Source organism: Bifidobacterium rousetti (genome assembly GCF_008698235.1).
Classification (GTDB): domain Bacteria; phylum Actinomycetota; class Actinomycetes; order Actinomycetales; family Bifidobacteriaceae; genus Bifidobacterium; species Bifidobacterium rousetti.
This window is the reverse complement of sequence record NZ_PEBH01000002.1, coordinates 162894-179189: the sequence shown is the minus strand read 5'-3', so window position 1 is coordinate 179189 and position 16296 is coordinate 162894. Positions and strand designations below refer to the sequence as shown.

General features: G+C 69.0%; 14 protein-coding genes. 7 read left to right on the top strand and 7 right to left on the bottom strand.

Annotation, left to right across the window (positions count from 1 at the left end; all coding sequences use genetic code 11):
* Positions 1–63: 63 nt before the first annotated feature.
* The gene (locus tag CSQ85_RS03250; RefSeq protein ID WP_150382837.1) at positions 64–1545 is read right to left on the bottom strand and encodes an LCP family protein; all 1482 of its coding nucleotides are present in this window, start codon (positions 1543–1545) and stop codon (positions 64–66) included.
* Positions 1546–1835: 290 nt separating this feature from the next.
* On the opposite strand from CSQ85_RS03250, the gene CSQ85_RS03245 reads away from it, so the two are divergent.
* From CSQ85_RS03245 to CSQ85_RS03235, 3 genes are all read left to right on the top strand, one after another.
* Positions 1836–2138 (top strand): WhiB family transcriptional regulator, encoded by a 303-nt coding sequence (locus CSQ85_RS03245; protein ID WP_107041142.1) that lies wholly within the window; start codon positions 1836–1838, stop codon positions 2136–2138.
* A gap of 110 nt (positions 2139–2248) precedes the next feature.
* Entirely contained in the window at positions 2249–5353 is a 3105-nt protein-coding gene (locus tag CSQ85_RS03240) for a glycosyltransferase family 2 protein (RefSeq protein WP_150383027.1), read from the top strand.
* Positions 5350–6876, top strand: coding sequence for a DUF5719 family protein (locus tag CSQ85_RS03235; protein WP_150382836.1), 1527 nt, complete (start codon positions 5350–5352; stop codon positions 6874–6876). The genes CSQ85_RS03240 and CSQ85_RS03235 overlap by 4 nt, the downstream gene beginning before the upstream one ends.
* A 20-nt stretch (positions 6877–6896) precedes the next feature.
* Here the strand turns inward: CSQ85_RS03235 and CSQ85_RS03230 are convergent, their stop codons facing one another.
* Positions 6897–7325, bottom strand: a complete 429-nt coding sequence (locus tag CSQ85_RS03230) for a metallopeptidase family protein (RefSeq protein WP_107041108.1) — start codon at positions 7323–7325, stop codon at positions 6897–6899.
* 110 nt (positions 7326–7435) lie between these two features.
* Between CSQ85_RS03230 and CSQ85_RS03225 the strand changes: the two genes are divergently transcribed.
* Both CSQ85_RS03225 and CSQ85_RS03220 read left to right on the top strand, forming a co-directional pair.
* Positions 7436–8278: an HAD-IIB family hydrolase gene (locus tag CSQ85_RS03225; RefSeq protein WP_190972868.1), complete on the top strand. Its 843-nt coding sequence runs from the start codon at positions 7436–7438 to the stop codon at positions 8276–8278.
* The gene (locus CSQ85_RS03220) at positions 8275–8991 is read left to right on the top strand and encodes a ComF family protein (RefSeq protein WP_223846801.1); all 717 of its coding nucleotides are present in this window, start codon (positions 8275–8277) and stop codon (positions 8989–8991) included. The genes CSQ85_RS03225 and CSQ85_RS03220 overlap by 4 nt, the downstream gene beginning before the upstream one ends.
* On the opposite strand, the gene CSQ85_RS03215 is transcribed toward CSQ85_RS03220, so the two are convergent.
* Genes CSQ85_RS03215 through glgB form a run of 3 tightly spaced genes read right to left on the bottom strand, consistent with a single transcriptional unit; the run spans position 8960 to position 13115 of the window.
* Positions 8960–10057 carry a sensor histidine kinase gene (locus tag CSQ85_RS03215; protein WP_150382835.1) on the bottom strand — a complete coding sequence of 366 codons (1098 nt, stop codon included), beginning with the start codon at positions 10055–10057 and terminating at the stop codon, positions 8960–8962. The two genes, CSQ85_RS03220 and CSQ85_RS03215, sit on opposite strands and share 32 nt — an antisense overlap.
* Before the next feature lie 10 nt (positions 10058–10067).
* Entirely contained in the window at positions 10068–10826 is a 759-nt protein-coding gene (locus CSQ85_RS03210; protein WP_107041111.1) for a response regulator transcription factor, read from the bottom strand.
* 33 nt (positions 10827–10859) lie between these two features.
* The gene (glgB, locus tag CSQ85_RS03205; protein WP_150382834.1) at positions 10860–13115 is read right to left on the bottom strand and encodes a 1,4-alpha-glucan branching protein GlgB; all 2256 of its coding nucleotides are present in this window, start codon (positions 13113–13115) and stop codon (positions 10860–10862) included.
* Positions 13116–13254: 139 nt separating this feature from the next.
* Here glgB and CSQ85_RS03200 point away from each other — a divergent pair, with 139 nt between their 5' ends.
* Positions 13255–13851: a CarD family transcriptional regulator gene (locus CSQ85_RS03200; protein ID WP_107041112.1), complete on the top strand. Its 597-nt coding sequence runs from the start codon at positions 13255–13257 to the stop codon at positions 13849–13851.
* A 47-nt stretch (positions 13852–13898) separates the two neighbouring features.
* Entirely contained in the window at positions 13899–14381 is a 483-nt protein-coding gene (ispF, locus tag CSQ85_RS03195) for a 2-C-methyl-D-erythritol 2,4-cyclodiphosphate synthase (RefSeq protein WP_150382833.1), read from the top strand.
* 26 nt (positions 14382–14407) lie between these two features.
* On the opposite strand, the gene CSQ85_RS03190 is transcribed toward ispF, so the two are convergent.
* Positions 14408–15244, bottom strand: a complete 837-nt coding sequence (locus tag CSQ85_RS03190) for a metal ABC transporter permease (protein WP_107041114.1) — start codon at positions 15242–15244, stop codon at positions 14408–14410.
* Entirely contained in the window at positions 15241–16167 is a 927-nt protein-coding gene (locus CSQ85_RS03185; protein WP_150382832.1) for an ABC transporter ATP-binding protein, read from the bottom strand. Before CSQ85_RS03185 ends, CSQ85_RS03190 begins: the two co-directional genes overlap by 4 nt.
* Positions 16168–16296: the final 129 nt, after the last annotated feature.

The following is a 16296-nucleotide window of genomic DNA, read 5'->3' as shown; positions in this document are numbered from 1 at the left end:
ACATCGGACCGCAGGGGAGGGCGGGCCGATGCGTATTTTCTCATTTCCGGCACAAGCGCCGGGCTACTTGACCTTGCATGCCACGTTGTTGAGGTACGACTCGGAGATGCCCATGACCACGTTGGTGGTGGCGTTGTGGATGATGCCGGTCTTCTGGTCGATGACCCCGCCGGTGGCGGTGTCGATGTACTGGCCTTGGGCGTTCTTCTCGACGCCTTCGGCCACCGTCGTGGTCTTCTCGGCCTGCTGCTGGGACTGGTCCTGCCCCTGCGTCTGGCCTTGCGTCTGCCCCTGGCCCAACTGTCCGGAACCGGATTGCGTGGACTGCGACTGATCGGTGGAGTCGGTGCCCTGGGAGCCCGAGCCCTGCTGGCTTGCATCGGTGGAACCGGTGGAGGACCCCGTGTCCGTGCCGGTCGACGAGTCGACGAACGGGCGGTCGTTGCGCATCTTCGCCCACAGCGTGTCCGCCTCGGAGGTCCACACCACGCGGTTCGCGTCCCTCACCCAATCGGTCACCGGCACCGTACGGGTGTACAGGTTCGAGGTCTTGAAGTCCTTCATGCTCATCGCGAGCCCGGCGAGCGTGGTGGTGTTCGCGAGCCCGGAGGAGATGTTGAGCGACTTCAACGCCGCCTTCGCCAGCTGGTAGAGCTGCCCGGACTGGGTGAAGAGGTTCTTGTCGAGCGCCTGGGCGAGCAGCTGCTTGACGAGGTACTGCTGGCGCGCGGTGCGCTCCATGTCGGTGCCGTCGGTGTCCGCGCCGTGGCGGCGGCGGGCGTACTGGGTGGCGGTGGTGCCGTCGAGGTGCTGCCAGCCGGCCTGGAGGTTGATGCCGGTGTAGCCGTCGAAGACGTAGGTCGGCAGGCACAGGTCCACGCCGCCGATCGCGTCGATCATCGACTTCAGTCCCGCGAAGTCGACGACGACGAAGTTGCTGATCTCGAGTCCGGTGAGCGAGTTCACCGCGTTGAGCGTGCAGCTCGCCGCCGAGGCCAGGTCCCCGCCCGTCTGATAGGCGTCGGCGAAGATCGAGTTGAACATGACGTTGTTCTTCGCCCTGATCGTGCCCTTGGTGGTCTCGCACGCGGGCGCGTCGACGATCGAGTCGCGCGGGATCGACACCAGATCGGCGAACTTGCGGTCCGCGGAGATGTGCAGGATCATCGCGGTGTCCGAATTGTGGTTGGTCTCGGCCTCCGTGTCGTTGCCGCCGAGCGCGAGGTTGTCGTCGCCCGAGCGCGTGTCCTGTCCGAGGATGAGCACGTCGAGCGGCTTGCCGGAGTTCGGGTCGACGATCGAGGCGGCGGTCGCCTGCCCGTTCTGCGGGATCAGGTCGACGCTCTGGCCGTTGATGATGCCGTCGATGTTCACGTATGTGGCGGCCGCCGCCGTCCCGACGAACACGAGCGCCGCGACGAGCGCGCAGATCAGGGTGTTGCGCAGACGATGCTGCACGCGGAACGCCGTGTCGCTGTGCCGCGGCGCTCCCGCTCCCCAGCCGTTGATATTGGGAACACCTGCTCCGGATCGCTTCGAACTCACGGGACGAGCACCTTCCTGATCGGGTATCGGGGTCAAATCCTCTCGATTGTACGGCAGATGAGTGAAAAGGGCGTCGCGGGCGCCCACGGTCACGGGAACCCACACCGAACCCGCACCGAACGCGCGCCGGACAGGGTCCGGACAGGCACCGGACGATCCCGGCGTTCGTCCTTATACCACACAAGGGCGCGAAAGCGCGTAATAACACGGCCTCACTTGACAAAAGGGAAATCGCATGTGTGTAATTTAGTGGCGTGAAAGGGCCGGCGAGGCCAAGGAGGATGATGCGCATGTGGGGGATTGCCGACGATTCCGCCGACGAGCCATTGGGCGAGTTGCTGTGGGGGCTGTTCTCGCCGGACGAGGACGTCTCCTGGCAGCACAAGGCCCTGTGCTCGCAGACGGACCCCGAGGCGTTCTTCCCCGAGAAGGGCGGTTCCACCCGCGACGCCAAGCGGGTGTGCGCCCAATGCGAGGTGCGCGAGCAATGCCTCAAATGGGCCATCGACCATGACGAGCGTTTCGGCATCTGGGGCGGCATGAGCGAACGGGAACGCCGCCGGTACAAGAAGATGCACAAGGAGCAGGCGTGAGCGCTGAGATCACCGCAAGCACCGGAATCGCCGGGGACACCGGCACCGCAGGCACCGATGCCGTCGATGACGCGGCCGTCGGGGCCGCCGAGCCCACCACCGTCAGGCGCATCGTCGCCGACGCGCTGGCCTCGCGGCCGTATTCGCACAGCCAGAGCGTCGAGAACGCCGTGGCCGCCGTGATCACCGTGGAGAGGGACCTGCGCTTCCTGCCGGACACCCTCACCGCCGTGCTCGGCCAAAGCGTCCTGCCCGGCGCCATCGTCATCGCCGACTGCAGCGGGGGGACCGCGCAGCCGGTCGACCTGTCCTTCGAGGTGGTCTCTGCCGGTTCCGAACCGCTCGACCGCTTCCCCGAGGCCACGTCGGTCTCGGTGCAGCTGGTGCGCGCGCAGGGCGCCCGATCGTTCGGCGAGGCCGTCTCGCGCGCCCTCGACTACGCGCATCTCGACTACTCGACGCAGATGCTGTGGCTGCTGCACGACGACTCGCGCCCCGCGGACCCGCGCTGCCTCGAACAGCTCGTCGAGGCGTGGCGCAACACCCCGGGCGCCTCGATCATCGGCGCCAAACAGCTCGACTGGAGCGGCGACAACCTCCACAACGTCGGCGCCTACGCCTGCGGACACGGCATCCACACGCTCGTCGTCGACGGCGAACCCGATCAGGAGCAGTACGACACCCGCACCGACGTCTTCTGCGTCTCGCTGGCCGGCGCGCTGGCGCCGCTGGACCTGATCCGCTCCTCGCGCGGCATCACCGGCTGGTTCACCACCTACGCCGAGGGCGCCGACCTGTGCCGCAGGATCTGCCGTTCCGGCGGACGCGTCGTGGTCGCGCCACGCGCCCGCATCGCCCACCGCCGCGCGCGCTTCGAGGGCGTGCGCACCCGAAGCGGCGAGCCGGCCGACGGCAACGGCGTCAACCCGTCCATGCGCGTGATCGGCGCGTGGCGGCGCTACCGGTACACCGACATCGCGATGCCGCTGTGGCCCCTCGCATGGGTGTGGTCCCTCGTCGCCGCCGTCGTGCTGGCGCTGCGCCGCTGCGCCGCCAAGCAACCCTATGAGGCCCTGTGCGAGCTCGTCATGCCGTGGTGGGCCCTGATCGGCCTCGCCTCGGGGGTGCGGGCGCGCCGTGCCGTCGCCGTGCAGAGCGTGGTGGCGCGCAAACGGCTCGCGGTCCTGACCGTCTCGCGCGACCAGCTCGCCCGTTGGCGCGAACGCGAGCGCGCATTGCGCGAACAGCGCGACACCGTATTGCTGAGTCCCCTGGTCCGCTCGCATCTGCGCATGCGCATGACCCGGCGCTGGAGCCTCGCGGCCGCGATGGCCGCCGTCGCCTGCGGCGTCGTGATGGCGCTCGACTGGCCGTTGCTGCGTGCCGCGTTCGGCGGCGGATCCCTCAGTTCGGCGCAGTGGCTGCCCACGAGCATCTCCTTCGGCGGCCTCGCCGAGGCCGCCACCACCCAGTGGGTGTGGGGCGTCGGCACCGGCGTGGCCGCGCCCCCCGCGCCCTGGCTGTGGGTGCTGCTGGGCGCGTCGGTCTTCACGGGCGGGCATGTGGCCGCGGCCACCAGCCTCGTCTTCTTCCTGTCCGCGCCGATGGCCGCCCTGTCGTTCTGGGCGCTGGCCGGCGTGTTCACCCGCTCCGACGCCGTGCGCGTCATCACCGGGCTCATGTGGGTCGCGCTCGCGCTGGCGCTCGGCCTGTACTCGAACGCGAACCTGCCGATGCTCACCGTCATGGTCTTCCTACCGGCCGCGTTCGCGTTCACGTTCCGCGCCGTCGGCCTGTACCACACCGAGGACCGGATGCACCCGCACCGCTCGGTCCAGGCCGCGGCCGCCGCCGCGCTGTGCTACATGCCGGTCGTCGCCGCCGAACCGCAGCTGCTGCTGCCGCTGGTGGCCACGTTCCTCGTCTTCCTCGTGTTCGTGCCCCGGCACCGGCCGATGCTGCTGCTCATGCCGTTGCCGGCGGCCCTGCTCGTCGCCCCCACGCTGGTCAACGCCGTGCGCCACATGGGCGCGGGGGAGTGGCGTCAGCTCTTCGGCGACATGACGCTGCCCACGACCGCCTCGAACCGCCATCCGGCGGCGCTGAACCTCGTCGACGTGGTCCGCCGCGCCTTCGCCCTTCCCGAGGGAAGCGGTCTGACGGGTCTGTCGTCCGACCTGTTCGCGGCCGCGACGCTCGCGGTCCTCGCCGTGGTCGCCCTGCTGTCCCTCGTCGCCCTGATGCTGCCCTTCGCGCTGCGCGCCTCCCGCATGATGTGGGTGGTGATCGTCGCCGGCGCCGCGCTGAGCCTTGCCTCGGCGCGCGTCGCCGTCGCCGTGGACGTCGAGGGAGCCGTCGCCGGATCGGTGGAGCCCGGCCTCGTGCTGGCCCTGCTCGGCGCCCTCTCCTGCGTGTGTCTGGTGGCCGGCGGCGCCGTGCCCCGCTTCGTTGAGCTGCGCGAATCCTCAGTCGACGCCGCCGAGGCGTCCCGCGTCGAACGGCGCACCAAATCGGCCGAGCGTGTGCGCCACGGCTTCATCGTCGCCGGCCGCGTGCTGCTGTGCCTCGTGCTCGCATGCGGCGTCGTCGCCTGGGGAGGGCTCGCGGCGACACGCCACGCCGCCGGATCGGTTTCCGTGAGCGACTCCGGACTGCCGATGGTCGCGACGGACGCGCTCGAACGCGTCCCGAACCAGCGGATCCTCGCGCTCGACGCCGAATCCCGCACCGACGTCAGCTACGCCGTCATGCACACCTCGCGCGGCGATCTGGTCGACTCCTCGCCCGCCTGGCGCGCCCGCGCGGCCGTCGGCCAGAGCGACGCCAACGACCTGAGGATCGGCGCGCTCGCCGCCCGGCTCCTGTCCAACAGCGACTCCGCGGCCATCGACGAGCTCGTCTCTCTGGGCTTCGGCGGTCTGTTCGTCGTCACCGACGGCGCCGGCTCCGACCAGCTCGCCACCAACATCACCGCCTCGGACGGCACCCAGAACGTCGTGACCGACACCGACGGCACCTACTACCGTCTCACCGCGGCCCAGGGCAACACGATCGGCGTGGACACCACGCGTCTCGACGCGATGCGCCGCAGCCCGTGGCGCGCCGCATGGCTCATGAGCCTCGGCGTCGTCACGCTGCTCTACCTGCTGGTGGCCGCGCCGCGCCGCCACGACGAGGCGCTGCGCCAGCAGGCGCGTCAGGAGGAGGAGTCATGAGCCGTTCCCGTTCCTCGAAGTCGACGTCGACGATGGCGCGCGTCGTGCGCGTCCTGCTCGCCGTCGTCACCAGCGTCGCGCTCATCGCCGCGCTCGCCGTGCTGTCCATCGGCCCGATGCCGCACTGGTTCGTCGACCACGCCTCCGGCAAGGCGACCGCCTCGCACCGCATCGTCCAGCAGCTCATCGAATCGTACTGCCCGGCCCGCATGGAGCTGCCCGACTCCACCGACTGGGGTGACAGCGAATACCGCGCCTCCGACGGCGACCTGGAGACGTCGTCGTCGTTCGCCGCGTTCGGCTCCGTGTACGCCTCGAGCGCCAGCCCGTTCGCCGGCACTTCCGGCGCCGACGCCCTGACGCTCAACGCGCCGGACAACCCGCGCTCCACCGACGCGATGGTCGCGAACGACACGAGCGGCGCCGCGCGGCTGCTCGACACCAACCTGCTCAAGGCCGCCGACGGATCCGGCCACGCCGGCGTGACCGCATCTCACGCCTCGAAGGGCGATCTGCGGGGTCTGTCCGCCGTCACCTGCACGTCCACCGCGATGAGCCGCTCGTTCCTGCTGCCCGGCACGGCCACCGGCTCCAGCCTGCTCATGGTGATCGCCAACCCCTCGTCCAAGGCCACGACCGTCACGATCCAGGTGACCGGCGCCTCCGCGGCCGGCCCGATGAGCCTCGCGACCTCGGGCACCGCCACGGTGGCCGCCGGCGGCGAGACCACGGTGGACCTGTCCGCCGCGGCCCCCGACCAGCAGGGCCTCTACGTGACGGTCACGAGCGACGTGATGCCGGTGGCCGCCTACGTGCGCGCCGTGGACGCCGACGGCCTGACGCCCAAGGGCTCCGACTTCATGATGCCCGCGGCGGACGCCTCGACCCTCAACGCCATCCCCTCCGTCGAGGAGGGCGACGCCGTCACGCTGTATGCGTACGGGAAGACGTCCGGTGACGTGACCCTCTCGTGGGTCACCGACGACGGACTGTCGTCGATCGGCAGGAAAAGCATCCGCGCCGACCGCGTCACGGTGTTCGATCTCGGCAAGGCGCCCAAGGGCGCCCACGGCGTGCTTGCCACCGGCGGCGACGACTTCACCGCCGCGGCGCGCGTCGTCAGATCCGGCGCCGACGGGCAGGAGGACTTCGCCCTCGTGTCCGCGACCACGCCGTCCGGTTCCTCGGGCGCCGCGCTGCCCGACGGGCTCGACGCGACGGTCACCCTCGTCAACACCACGACCCGTGAGGCCGAGGTCACCCTGACCATGATGGACGACAACGGCGAGGCCGGCGAGGCGAAGGACGTGACGATCAAGGCCAACAGCGCAGTGACCGTCAAGGGCGAGGGCCGCGCCGTCCTCGTCGAGGATGCGGACCACGCCGTCTCATGGGGCGTCAGGCTCACCGGCGGCGGGCTCGACCCGGCCAAGGTCGCGGGCCTCGCCGCCTACGGCCCCACCGCGCTCAGCGTGCGCGAGGAGACGATCCGCTCCTCGCAGGACAACACCATCGTGCGCTAGCGGTAGTCAACCGTCATCGATCACCACTCGAAATCCGGGTCGATCTCCTCGGGACGGCGACCATACAGCTCCGACAGGCGGATGACCAGCTCGTCGCGGATCGCCCACTGCAGCTCCTCTCGGCCGCGCGTGCGCGACTGCAGCGGCATGCGGTACAGCACGATGCGCGCCGGCGCTCCGTGGTCGGCTGGGAACGCCCGCGAGTTGAGGCTCGGCTCCGTCTCCCACGGCACCGGGTCGGACGGAGGCACGTCCTCCACCGCGAACTGCACCGGCTTGACCAGCTCCGGCCACGCCTCGGCCAGCCTGCGGATATGGGCGGCCACCAGATCGTCGAACATGCCCGAACGGGTGCGGTATCGTGGCAAACGTGTGCCGAACATCGGGGTGCGCATGCCACGGCCGTGGCGATTGCGGTAGACTCGTGCATTCCAAGGGGCTTCAAGCATGCCTTCCACTGTAGGTCAAGGCGGCGAGGAAGGCGAGCAACGGCCCATATGGGGGCGCATACGCTAGGATTGGCGTTGGGAGCCGTCTGCACGACCGGATGGAGGGACCGATGATCGAACCGATGATCAAGCCATGGAACGAATGGGATACGGATCTCCTGTGCGCCCGTGTCCGGCTCGTCGGATTCGACCTCGACAACACGCTCGCCAACTCCAAGCTGCCGATGAAGCCGCGCATGGCCGAGCTGTTCAGCGCGCTCACCCGGCGCATCCCCGTGGCGGTCATCACCGGAGGGCGCTACTCCCTCGTCGTCAGCCAGATCCTCGACGTGCTCACGCCGGACGCCGACCTCGCCAACCTCCATCTCATGCCCACCTCCGGCACCTGCTACCGACGCTGGGCGGACGGCGCATGGCGTCGCGTCTTCAGTCACGACCTCGACGCCGACCAGCGCGCCCGCGCGGCCGCGAGCCTCGAACGCCGTGCGCGCGAGCAGGGTCTGTGGTTCGATGAGGTGTGGGGCGAGCGCATCGAGGACCGCGGCTCGCAGGTCACGTTCTCCGTCCTCGGCCAGCAGGCGCCGCTCGAGGCCAAGCAGGCGTTCGACCCGACCGGCGAGTTGAAGGAGCGTCTCGCCCGGGCGGTGGCCGCCGACCTGCCCGACCTCAAGGTGCATGCGGCCGGATACAACAGCGTCGACGTGGCCGGGCGCGGCATCGACAAGGCGTTCGCGATCGCCCAACTCGCCTCCTACACCGGCATCGACGTGGCGGACATGATCTTCGTCGGCGACCGCATGACCCCCGGCGGCAACGACTACCCGGCCGCGCAGGCCGGCGCGATGGGCGTCGCCGTCACCAGTCCCGCCGACACGTTGCGGCTCATCGACGAGCTGCTCGCGCGGCTGCCCGACGCTGCCGCGGCCGACGCTGCCGGCACGCCCCGCCCATGACACGGGCACGGCCGCGCATCCCGCTCCTCGACGCCATGATCGGCGTCCTGCTGCCACGCGGATGCGCCGGCTGCGACGCCCCCGACGTCGTGCTCTGCCCGTCCTGCCGGCGCCTGTTCGACCGCGTCATCGCCCTTCCGCTGCCCGAATCCACGTCCGGCCGCGCCTACGCGTGCGCCTCGTACGGCCGGTGCGTCCGCCGCGCGATCCTCGCGTGGAAGGACCATGGCGACGAGGAGTGCGACGGCGAGTTCGCCCGCCTCATCGTCTCGCTCGCCGAACGCGCGCTGCCGGCGGCGGATGTGGGCAAACGCCTGATCATCGTGCCCGCGCCCTCGTCCCCGGCATCGCTCGCCGCGCGCGGGCGACGCCACCTGACGCCGCTGGCGAAGGCGTTGACGTCGTACTACCGCTCGCGGGGGATCGACGCGCATACGACGCATGCGCTCGCGTTCGCCGCCGGGAACAAGGCCGTCGAGACCGCCGGCGCGGACCAGCGCGCCTCCCGGACGGGCGGCGGCCTGGCGGTGCGCTCCGGGCGGCGCGGCACCGGTGGGACGGTGCGCGGGTGCGACGTCATCGTCATCGACGACATCATCACCACCGGCGCGACGATGCGCGCCTGCGCCGACGCATTGCGCGACGCGGGCGGCACGGTCGTCGCGGCGCTGGCTCTGGCCGCTACGCCGCGGTATGACGCTTCGGAAGGATGATCTCGAAGTCGGCGCCACGCACGTCGTCGACGACCTGCACGGTGCCTCCGTGGAGCTCCGCGGCCCAGCGGGCGATCGACAGGCCCAGACCGGTGCCGCCCGACTCGGTGCCGGGGCCGGACTTGCCCTTGACGAAGCGGCGGAAGATGTCGGAGCGGGCCTCGGGGTCGATCTGCGAGCCGAAGTTGACCACGTTGGTCACCACCGTGCCGTGATCGAGGTCCTCATGCACCTCGATGAGCACGGTCGTGCCGTCGGGGGAATGCTTGAGCGCGTTGCCGATGATGTTGGTGAACAGCTGGCGCAGACGGTCCTGATCGCCCTCCATCTCGATGCCGTCGTCGACGCGTACGTGGATGTCGTGGGCGTGGCCGCCGTCGGCGAGCTCCAGCGGCTCGATCGTGTCGTCGAGGAAGTCGGCGAAGTTGAACCGTTCGATCTCGAGACTCGCGGCGCCGGCCTCCATGCGGCTCAGGTCGAGCAGGAACGCGATGAGGTCGGTCAGGCGCTGCGTCTGGTCGAGGATGCCCTCGAGGTTCGCGGGCGTGGGGTCGGTGACGCCGTCGGCCATGTTCTCGACCTGCGCCTGCAGGGCCGAGACCGGCGTGCGCAGCTCGTGGCTGACGTTGGCGATGAGATCGCGGCGCATCTGGTCGGCGTGCTGGAGCTCGGCCGCCATCTCGTTGAACGAGCGGGCGAGCTGGTCCACCTCGTCATGGCTGGAGTCGTCGGTGGGCACGCGCACGGTGTAGTCGCCCGCGGCCATGACCTTCGCGGCGTCGCGCAGCTGGCGCAGGCGCGCGGTCAGCCCGCGCGAGAAGTAGTAGGTGATGCCGAGCGCGACGGCCAGCGCGACGGGCATCGCGATCCATCCGCTCCAGCCGAACTTGAGCAGGAACCAGCACATCGCGAACGCGATGGCGGTGGCGATGACGATCAGGACGCCCAGTTCGAGCTTGAGCGAGGAGAACACGCCGAGCGGGCGCACGCGGCTGATGCGTGCGCCCGCTCGGTTGGAGGCCCCCGGACGCTGCGCCGGGGGCGATGGCCTGCGTAGTGCGGTCATGGATGTCGGCTCACTCGCCGTCCGTGTGGCCCGCGGGACCCGCATGGTCCGGCGCCGGCGGCTCGAAGGCGTAGCCCACGCCGTGCACGGTGCGGATCATGCTGGGGCCGAGCTTGTGGCGCAGGGCCTTGACATGGCTGTCGACGGTGCGGGTTCCCGAGGCGTCGACCCAGTCCCACACCTCCTCGAGGAGCTTCTCGCGAGTCAGCACCGACTTGGGTTTGCGCGCGAGGGTGGCGAGCAGGTCGAACTCGGTGGGGGTCAGGTGGACGAACTCGCCGTCCACGCTCACCGTGCGCTGGGCCGGGTCGATGACGAGGGAGCCGAAGTCGAGGATCTTCTCGTTCTCGGCGTTCTTGGCGATGACCTTCGCGCGCTCCACGCGGCGCAACAGCGCCTTGCAGCGGGCGATGAGCTCACGCATCGAGAACGGCTTGGTCATGTAGTCGTCGGCGCCGGCACCAAGGCCAATGACCTTGTCCGCCTCGTCGTCGCGGGCGGTGAGGATGAGCACCGGCACAGGACGGGCGGCCACGATGCGCTTGGTGGCCTCGAGACCATCCATCACCGGCAGCATGATGTCCATGATCACCAGATCGGGCTTGAGCTGGCCGGCCGCCTGAACGGCGCTGGCGCCGTCACCGGCAACGCGTGCGGTCCACCCTTCGGCAGTGATGCGTTGCGCGATGGCGGTCGCCAGCGTCGGTTCGTCCTCGACGACCAGCACGGTTCGCGGCGCGACCTGCTGACGTGCCGTGGTATTGAGCATGTTCTTGTTCCGCCTTTCGACTGGATGCGAAAATCAGTCTTCAGGCTCCAAGAATACAGCGCCGAGCGCGGGGATGGTGAGTTTCGCCGAGGCCGGACGGGAGTGGTACTCGCCGGCGTCCGCCTCGAAGGTGCCGTTGGAGATGCCCGAACCGCCGTACTTCTTGTCGTCGGTGGTGAGGACCTCCTTCCAGCGGCCGCCCTTGGGCAGCGGCACCTGGTAGTCCTGCCACGCCTCGCCGGCGAAGTTGACGACCACGACGCACTGCTCGCCATTCGTGCCGATGCGCAGGAAGCTCAGCGTGTTGTGGTCGGCGTCGTCGCTGGTGAGCCACTGGAAGCCGTCGGGCGTGAAGTCCTGACTCCAGATGGCCGGCGTGCGCTTGTAGAACGCGTTGAGGTCGGCGACCAGCGTCTGCACCTCGACGTGGTCCTGCCAGTCGAGGCACGCCCAGTCGATCGAGTTGTTGTAGTCCCACTCGCCCCACTGCGCGAGCTCGTTGCCCATGAACGTGAGCTTCTTGCCCGGGTGCGCCCACTGGTAGGCGAACAGGGCGCGCACGCCCGCGTACTTGTCCCAGCCGTCGCCCGGCATCTTGCCGTACAGGGAGCCCTTGCCGTAGACGACCTCGTCGTGGCTCAGCGGCAGCACGTAGTGCTCGGAGTAGGCGTAGACCATCGAGAACGTGATCTCGTTGTGGTGCCACTTGCGGTTGATCGGCGTCTCGTGCAGGTACTCGAGCGTGTCGTGCATCCAGCCCATGTTCCACTTGAGGCCGAAGCCGATGCCGCCGGCGCTCGTCGGCGCGGTGATGCCGGCGTACGCGGTGGATTCCTCGGCGATCATCATGATGCCCGGGTTGTTCTTGTACGCGGTGGCGTTGGCCTCCTTGAGGAACTCGATGGCCTCGAGGTGCTCGCGTCCGCCGTAGATGTTCGGGTGCCACTGGCCGGGCTGGCGGCTGTAATCGAGGTAGAGCATCGAGCTCACCGCGTCGACGCGCAGGGCGTCCACATGGTATTCGCCGAGCCAGAAGCAGGCGTCGGCCACGAGGAAGTTCTTCACCTCGTTGCGGCCGAAGTTGAAGATGTAGGTGCCCCAGTCCGGGTGCTCGCCGCGGGTCGGATCCGGGTCCTCGTACAGCGGGGTGCCGTCGAAGCGGCCCAGCGCGAACGCGTCCTTCGGGAAGTGCGCCGGGACCCAGTCCATGATCACGCCGATGCCTGCCTCGTGCAGCCTGTCGACGAGGTACTTGAAGTCGTCGGGGGAGCCGAGGCGCGAGTCGACCGCGTAGTAGCCGGTGACCTGGTAGCCCCAGGAGCCGGTGAACGGGTACTGCGTCAGCGGCATGAACTCGACGTGGGTGAATCCGAGCCTCTTGATGTAGGGGACGAGCTTGTCCGCCAGCTCGCGGTAGTTCGAGACGTCCTTGCGCCAGCTGTGCGCGTTCATCTCGTAGATGGCGACCGGGCCGGCGGTTGGGTCGGTGGAGCGGCGGTGGTCCATCCACGCCTGATCGGCCCATTCGTGCTTCGATTCGACGACGATCGAGCCGGTCGCCGGCGTCACCTCGTGGGAGCGCTCCATCGGGTCGGCCTTCTCGACCCACTCGTGGTTGGCGTTGAGGATCTGGTACTTGTACACCTCGCCGGCCTTGACGCCCGGGATGAAGATCTCCCACACGCCGGAGGAGCCGAGCTCGCGCATCGCGTGACGCACGCCGTTCCAGCCGTTGAAGTTGCCGATCACGCGCACGGCGTGGGCGTTCGGCGCCCACACGGCGAAGGACGTGCCCACGACCTGCTCGCCGGGCGTGCCGTCGGCGCCGCCCATCGGGTCGTCGTGGCGGATCACATGCGCGCCGAGCATCTCCCACAGGCGCTCGTGGCGGCCCTCGCCGAACAGGTACATGTCGACGTCGCCGACGGTGGGCAGATAGCGGTACGGGTCGTCCTCGACGTGCTCGACGCCGTCCTCGTAGGAGTACTTGATGCGGTAGTCGGGCACGGCGTAGCCGTCGTCGGTCTTCTCGGAGGGGACCACGGCGACGAACACGCCGTTGTACTCGTGGACGGCCGGGAACTCGCCGTTGGACGTGAGGACCGCGACCGATTCGGCCATCGGGCACAGCACGCGGATCGTCGTGTACGCGGCGAACTTGTCCTCGCCCAGATGGCCGCCGAGGACCTCGTGGGGGTTGTAGTACTCCGCGTTGCTGACCTGGGTGAGGGCACCCTGGTCGACAGGCACGGCAAAGGAATCGTCATTGATGTTTGTGTTAGTAGCCATGCCCATAGTGTACGGCCACAAACGTTAGCATCGCGGCTTTGGCGCGTCGTATCGTGGACGATTTCGGTCAGAAATGGACGTCCACGGGTCATGGCATACTCTTACAGGTTTTTTGTGAGTCTGCTCCAGCGGAGGTTTCATGGGTTACAAGGTCGGCGATATGGTCGTCTATCCGCGTCATGGCGCGGCGAGGGTCGAGGCGGTCACCGAACGAACCGTGAGAGGGGTCACCCGCGAATACCTGCAGCTGTCGGTGCTGTCCTCCGACGGCCTGGTGATCAACGTGCCGGTCGAGAACGCGAAGAAGGTCGGCGTTCGAGACATCGTCGACGCGAACGAGGTCGCCACGGTGTTCGAGATCCTGCGCACCCCGATCATCGAGAAGGAGATGAACTGGTCGAGGCGCTACAAGCTCAACGTCGAGAAGATCGCCACCGGCGACGTCAACAAGATCGCCGAGGTCGTGCGCGATCTGGCGCAGCGCGACGTCGACGAGTACGGTCTGTCGGCCGGCGAGAAGCGCATGCTCACCAAGGCGCGTTCCATCCTCACCTCGGAGATCGCCCTGTCCGAGAAGATCGACGAGGAGGAGGCGCAGCGCCTGCTCGACGTGAACCTCGGCTACGAGGCCCCCAAGCCCGGGGATGACAAGCATCACACCGAGGCCCCCGAGGAGGCGGCCTCGGACACGATGGCCCGTCTCAACGCCGAGAAGAAGAAGACGCGCAAGCGCTGAAACGGCGCCGGAACGCTCGTCTGCAAGACCCTCCGCAACACTCTGAGATGCTCATCGGACAGGGATTCGACGCCCACCGCTTCGCCGCCCCCGGATCGGGGCGGCCGCTGTGGCTCGCCGGGATCGAATGGGACGGCGAGGGCCCCGGCATCGAGGGCGATTCCGACGGCGACGTCGCCGCGCACGCCCTGATCGACGCGTTGCTCGCCGCGGCGGGCCTCGGCGACATCGGTTCGCTGTTCGGCGTGGGCCGGGACGCGCACGGCGCCGGCATGCACGGCGAGGCGATGCTGCGCGAGACCATCGCGCACCTGCGGGATCACGGGTTCGAGCCGGTGTCGGCGTCCGTCGCGATCATCGGCAACCGCCCCAAGGTCGGGCGCCGTCGCTCCGAGGCGGTTCGCGCGTTGTCCGAAGCGGTCGGATGCCCGGTCTCCGTGACCGCCACCACCACGGACCATATGGGCTTCACGGGCCGGGGCGAGGGCATCGCCGCCGTCGCCTCCGCCCTGGTCGAGATGCGCCGATAACGCACTATTTGCGGCTCCCCTGTCGGCTACCTGTGCCTCGCTGCCTCCACCGCCTTGGCCACGGCCCAGATCAGCGTGGAGATCGTCACGATGATGAAGCTCGGGGGAGCGGGGAACATCGCCGCGAGCACGAGTCCTCCCCAGATCGAGACCAGGCAGATCACGCCGGAGATGACCATCGCCTTGAGCGGCGAGGCGACGAGGATGTTCGCCGCGGCCGCCGGCGTGATCACCAGCGCGAAGATCAGCAGCGTGCCCACGGCGGGCACGGCGATGGTGATGACGCCCGCCATGATCGCCATGAACGCGACGTTCATCCATCCGATCGGCACGCCCTTGGCCTGCGCCACCTGCTCGTCGAGCGAGCTGAACAGCAGCGGGCGGTAGATCACCGCAAGCACGGCGATGAGCACCGCGTCGAAGATCGCGAACCCGACGATCTGCCCGTCGGTGATCGTCAGGATCGAGCCGAACAGGATCGACTGCATCTGCTGGGAGGCCGACGACGAGAGCCTCGCGAAGAACAGGCCGAGGCCCGTCGCGAACGCGAGCACGGTGCCGGTGGCGATCTCGCGTTCCGAGACCCGCTTGCCGAGGGCGCCGATGACGAGCGCGCCGCCGAGCGCGAACGCGCCGAGGCCGAGCGAGACGGGCAGGCCGAGCAGCACCGCGCCGGTCGCTCCGGGCAGGCCGATGTGCGCCAGCGCGTGCGCGGCGAACGTCGAATGGCGGGCGATCGTGAAGTAGCCCATCACGCCGGCCGCGAACGCGATGCACAGGCCCGCGAGGAACGCGTTCGCCATGAACGGGGCGGTGAGCGTGTCCATCCAGTTGGGGTCGAAGCTGAAGTCGATGTGGCTCATCGGGCTGCCTCCTCCTCGGTGCGATCGGTGTGATCGCCGTGCGTGTGGTGCATGGCCGGCGTGTGCGCGTGATGGTGCAGCTCGGCGACCTCGTCGACGGTATGCATGTCCATCGGCTGTCCCTCCGGCTCGTCCGGCGAGGGGGTGACGAACATGTCGCCCTGCGGGGTGGTGACGACCTGCACGTTCGTGCCGTACAGGTGGGTGAGCAGCTTCGAGTCGAGCACCTTGCGCATGTCCGCGTAGTGTGGGTGGCCGTCGAGCAGGTACACCGCGCCGGTGAGGATCGGCAGGAGCATGTTGAGGTCGTGCGCCACGACCTGGATCGTCATGCCGAGCTCCTGGTTGAGTCGGGCGAGCAGGTGCGCCACCGAGCGCTGCGACGCCAGATCGAGGTTGGCGAGCGGCTCGTCGAGCATGAGCAGCTTCGGGTCGGAGACGATGGCCTGCGCGATCGCCACGCGCTGGCGCAGGCCGCCCGACAGCTCGGAGAGCCGGTATCCGGCCTTGTCGTCGATGCCGACGAACGCCATCGCCTCGCGTGCGCGCGTCCGCTGCGCGCGGGTGATCGGGTGGATGCCGAACCGCGTGCCGGTCAGTCCCAGCAGCACCGACTGCTCGGCGGTGAGGTTCGAGTCGATGTCCGACGTGTAGCTCTGCGGCACGTATCCGATGAGGCGGTTCGCCTCGCCGGCCGGGCGACCGAGCACCGTGACCGATCCGGAGGCGAGGGGGAGCAGTCCCAGCTCGGCCTTCATCATCGTGGTCTTGCCGGTGCCGTTCGTGCCGACGATCGCGGTGACCGACCCGGCGGGGATGGCGAAGTCGCCGTGCTGCCAGATCATCCGCTCGCCGCGCCTGATGGCGGCGTCGCGGAACACGATGGCGTCCGCCTCATCGGCGGCGCGCTGCCGGTTGTTCATGCCGATTCCTTCCTCCCGCATGCCATGGGTGGCCGTGGCGGTTCGCACGGCCGGCCTTACGAGAGGGGATTATCGCAAATGATGTTGACAACCGTTCTCAATATGTACTGCACTATGCCTTACTTGACG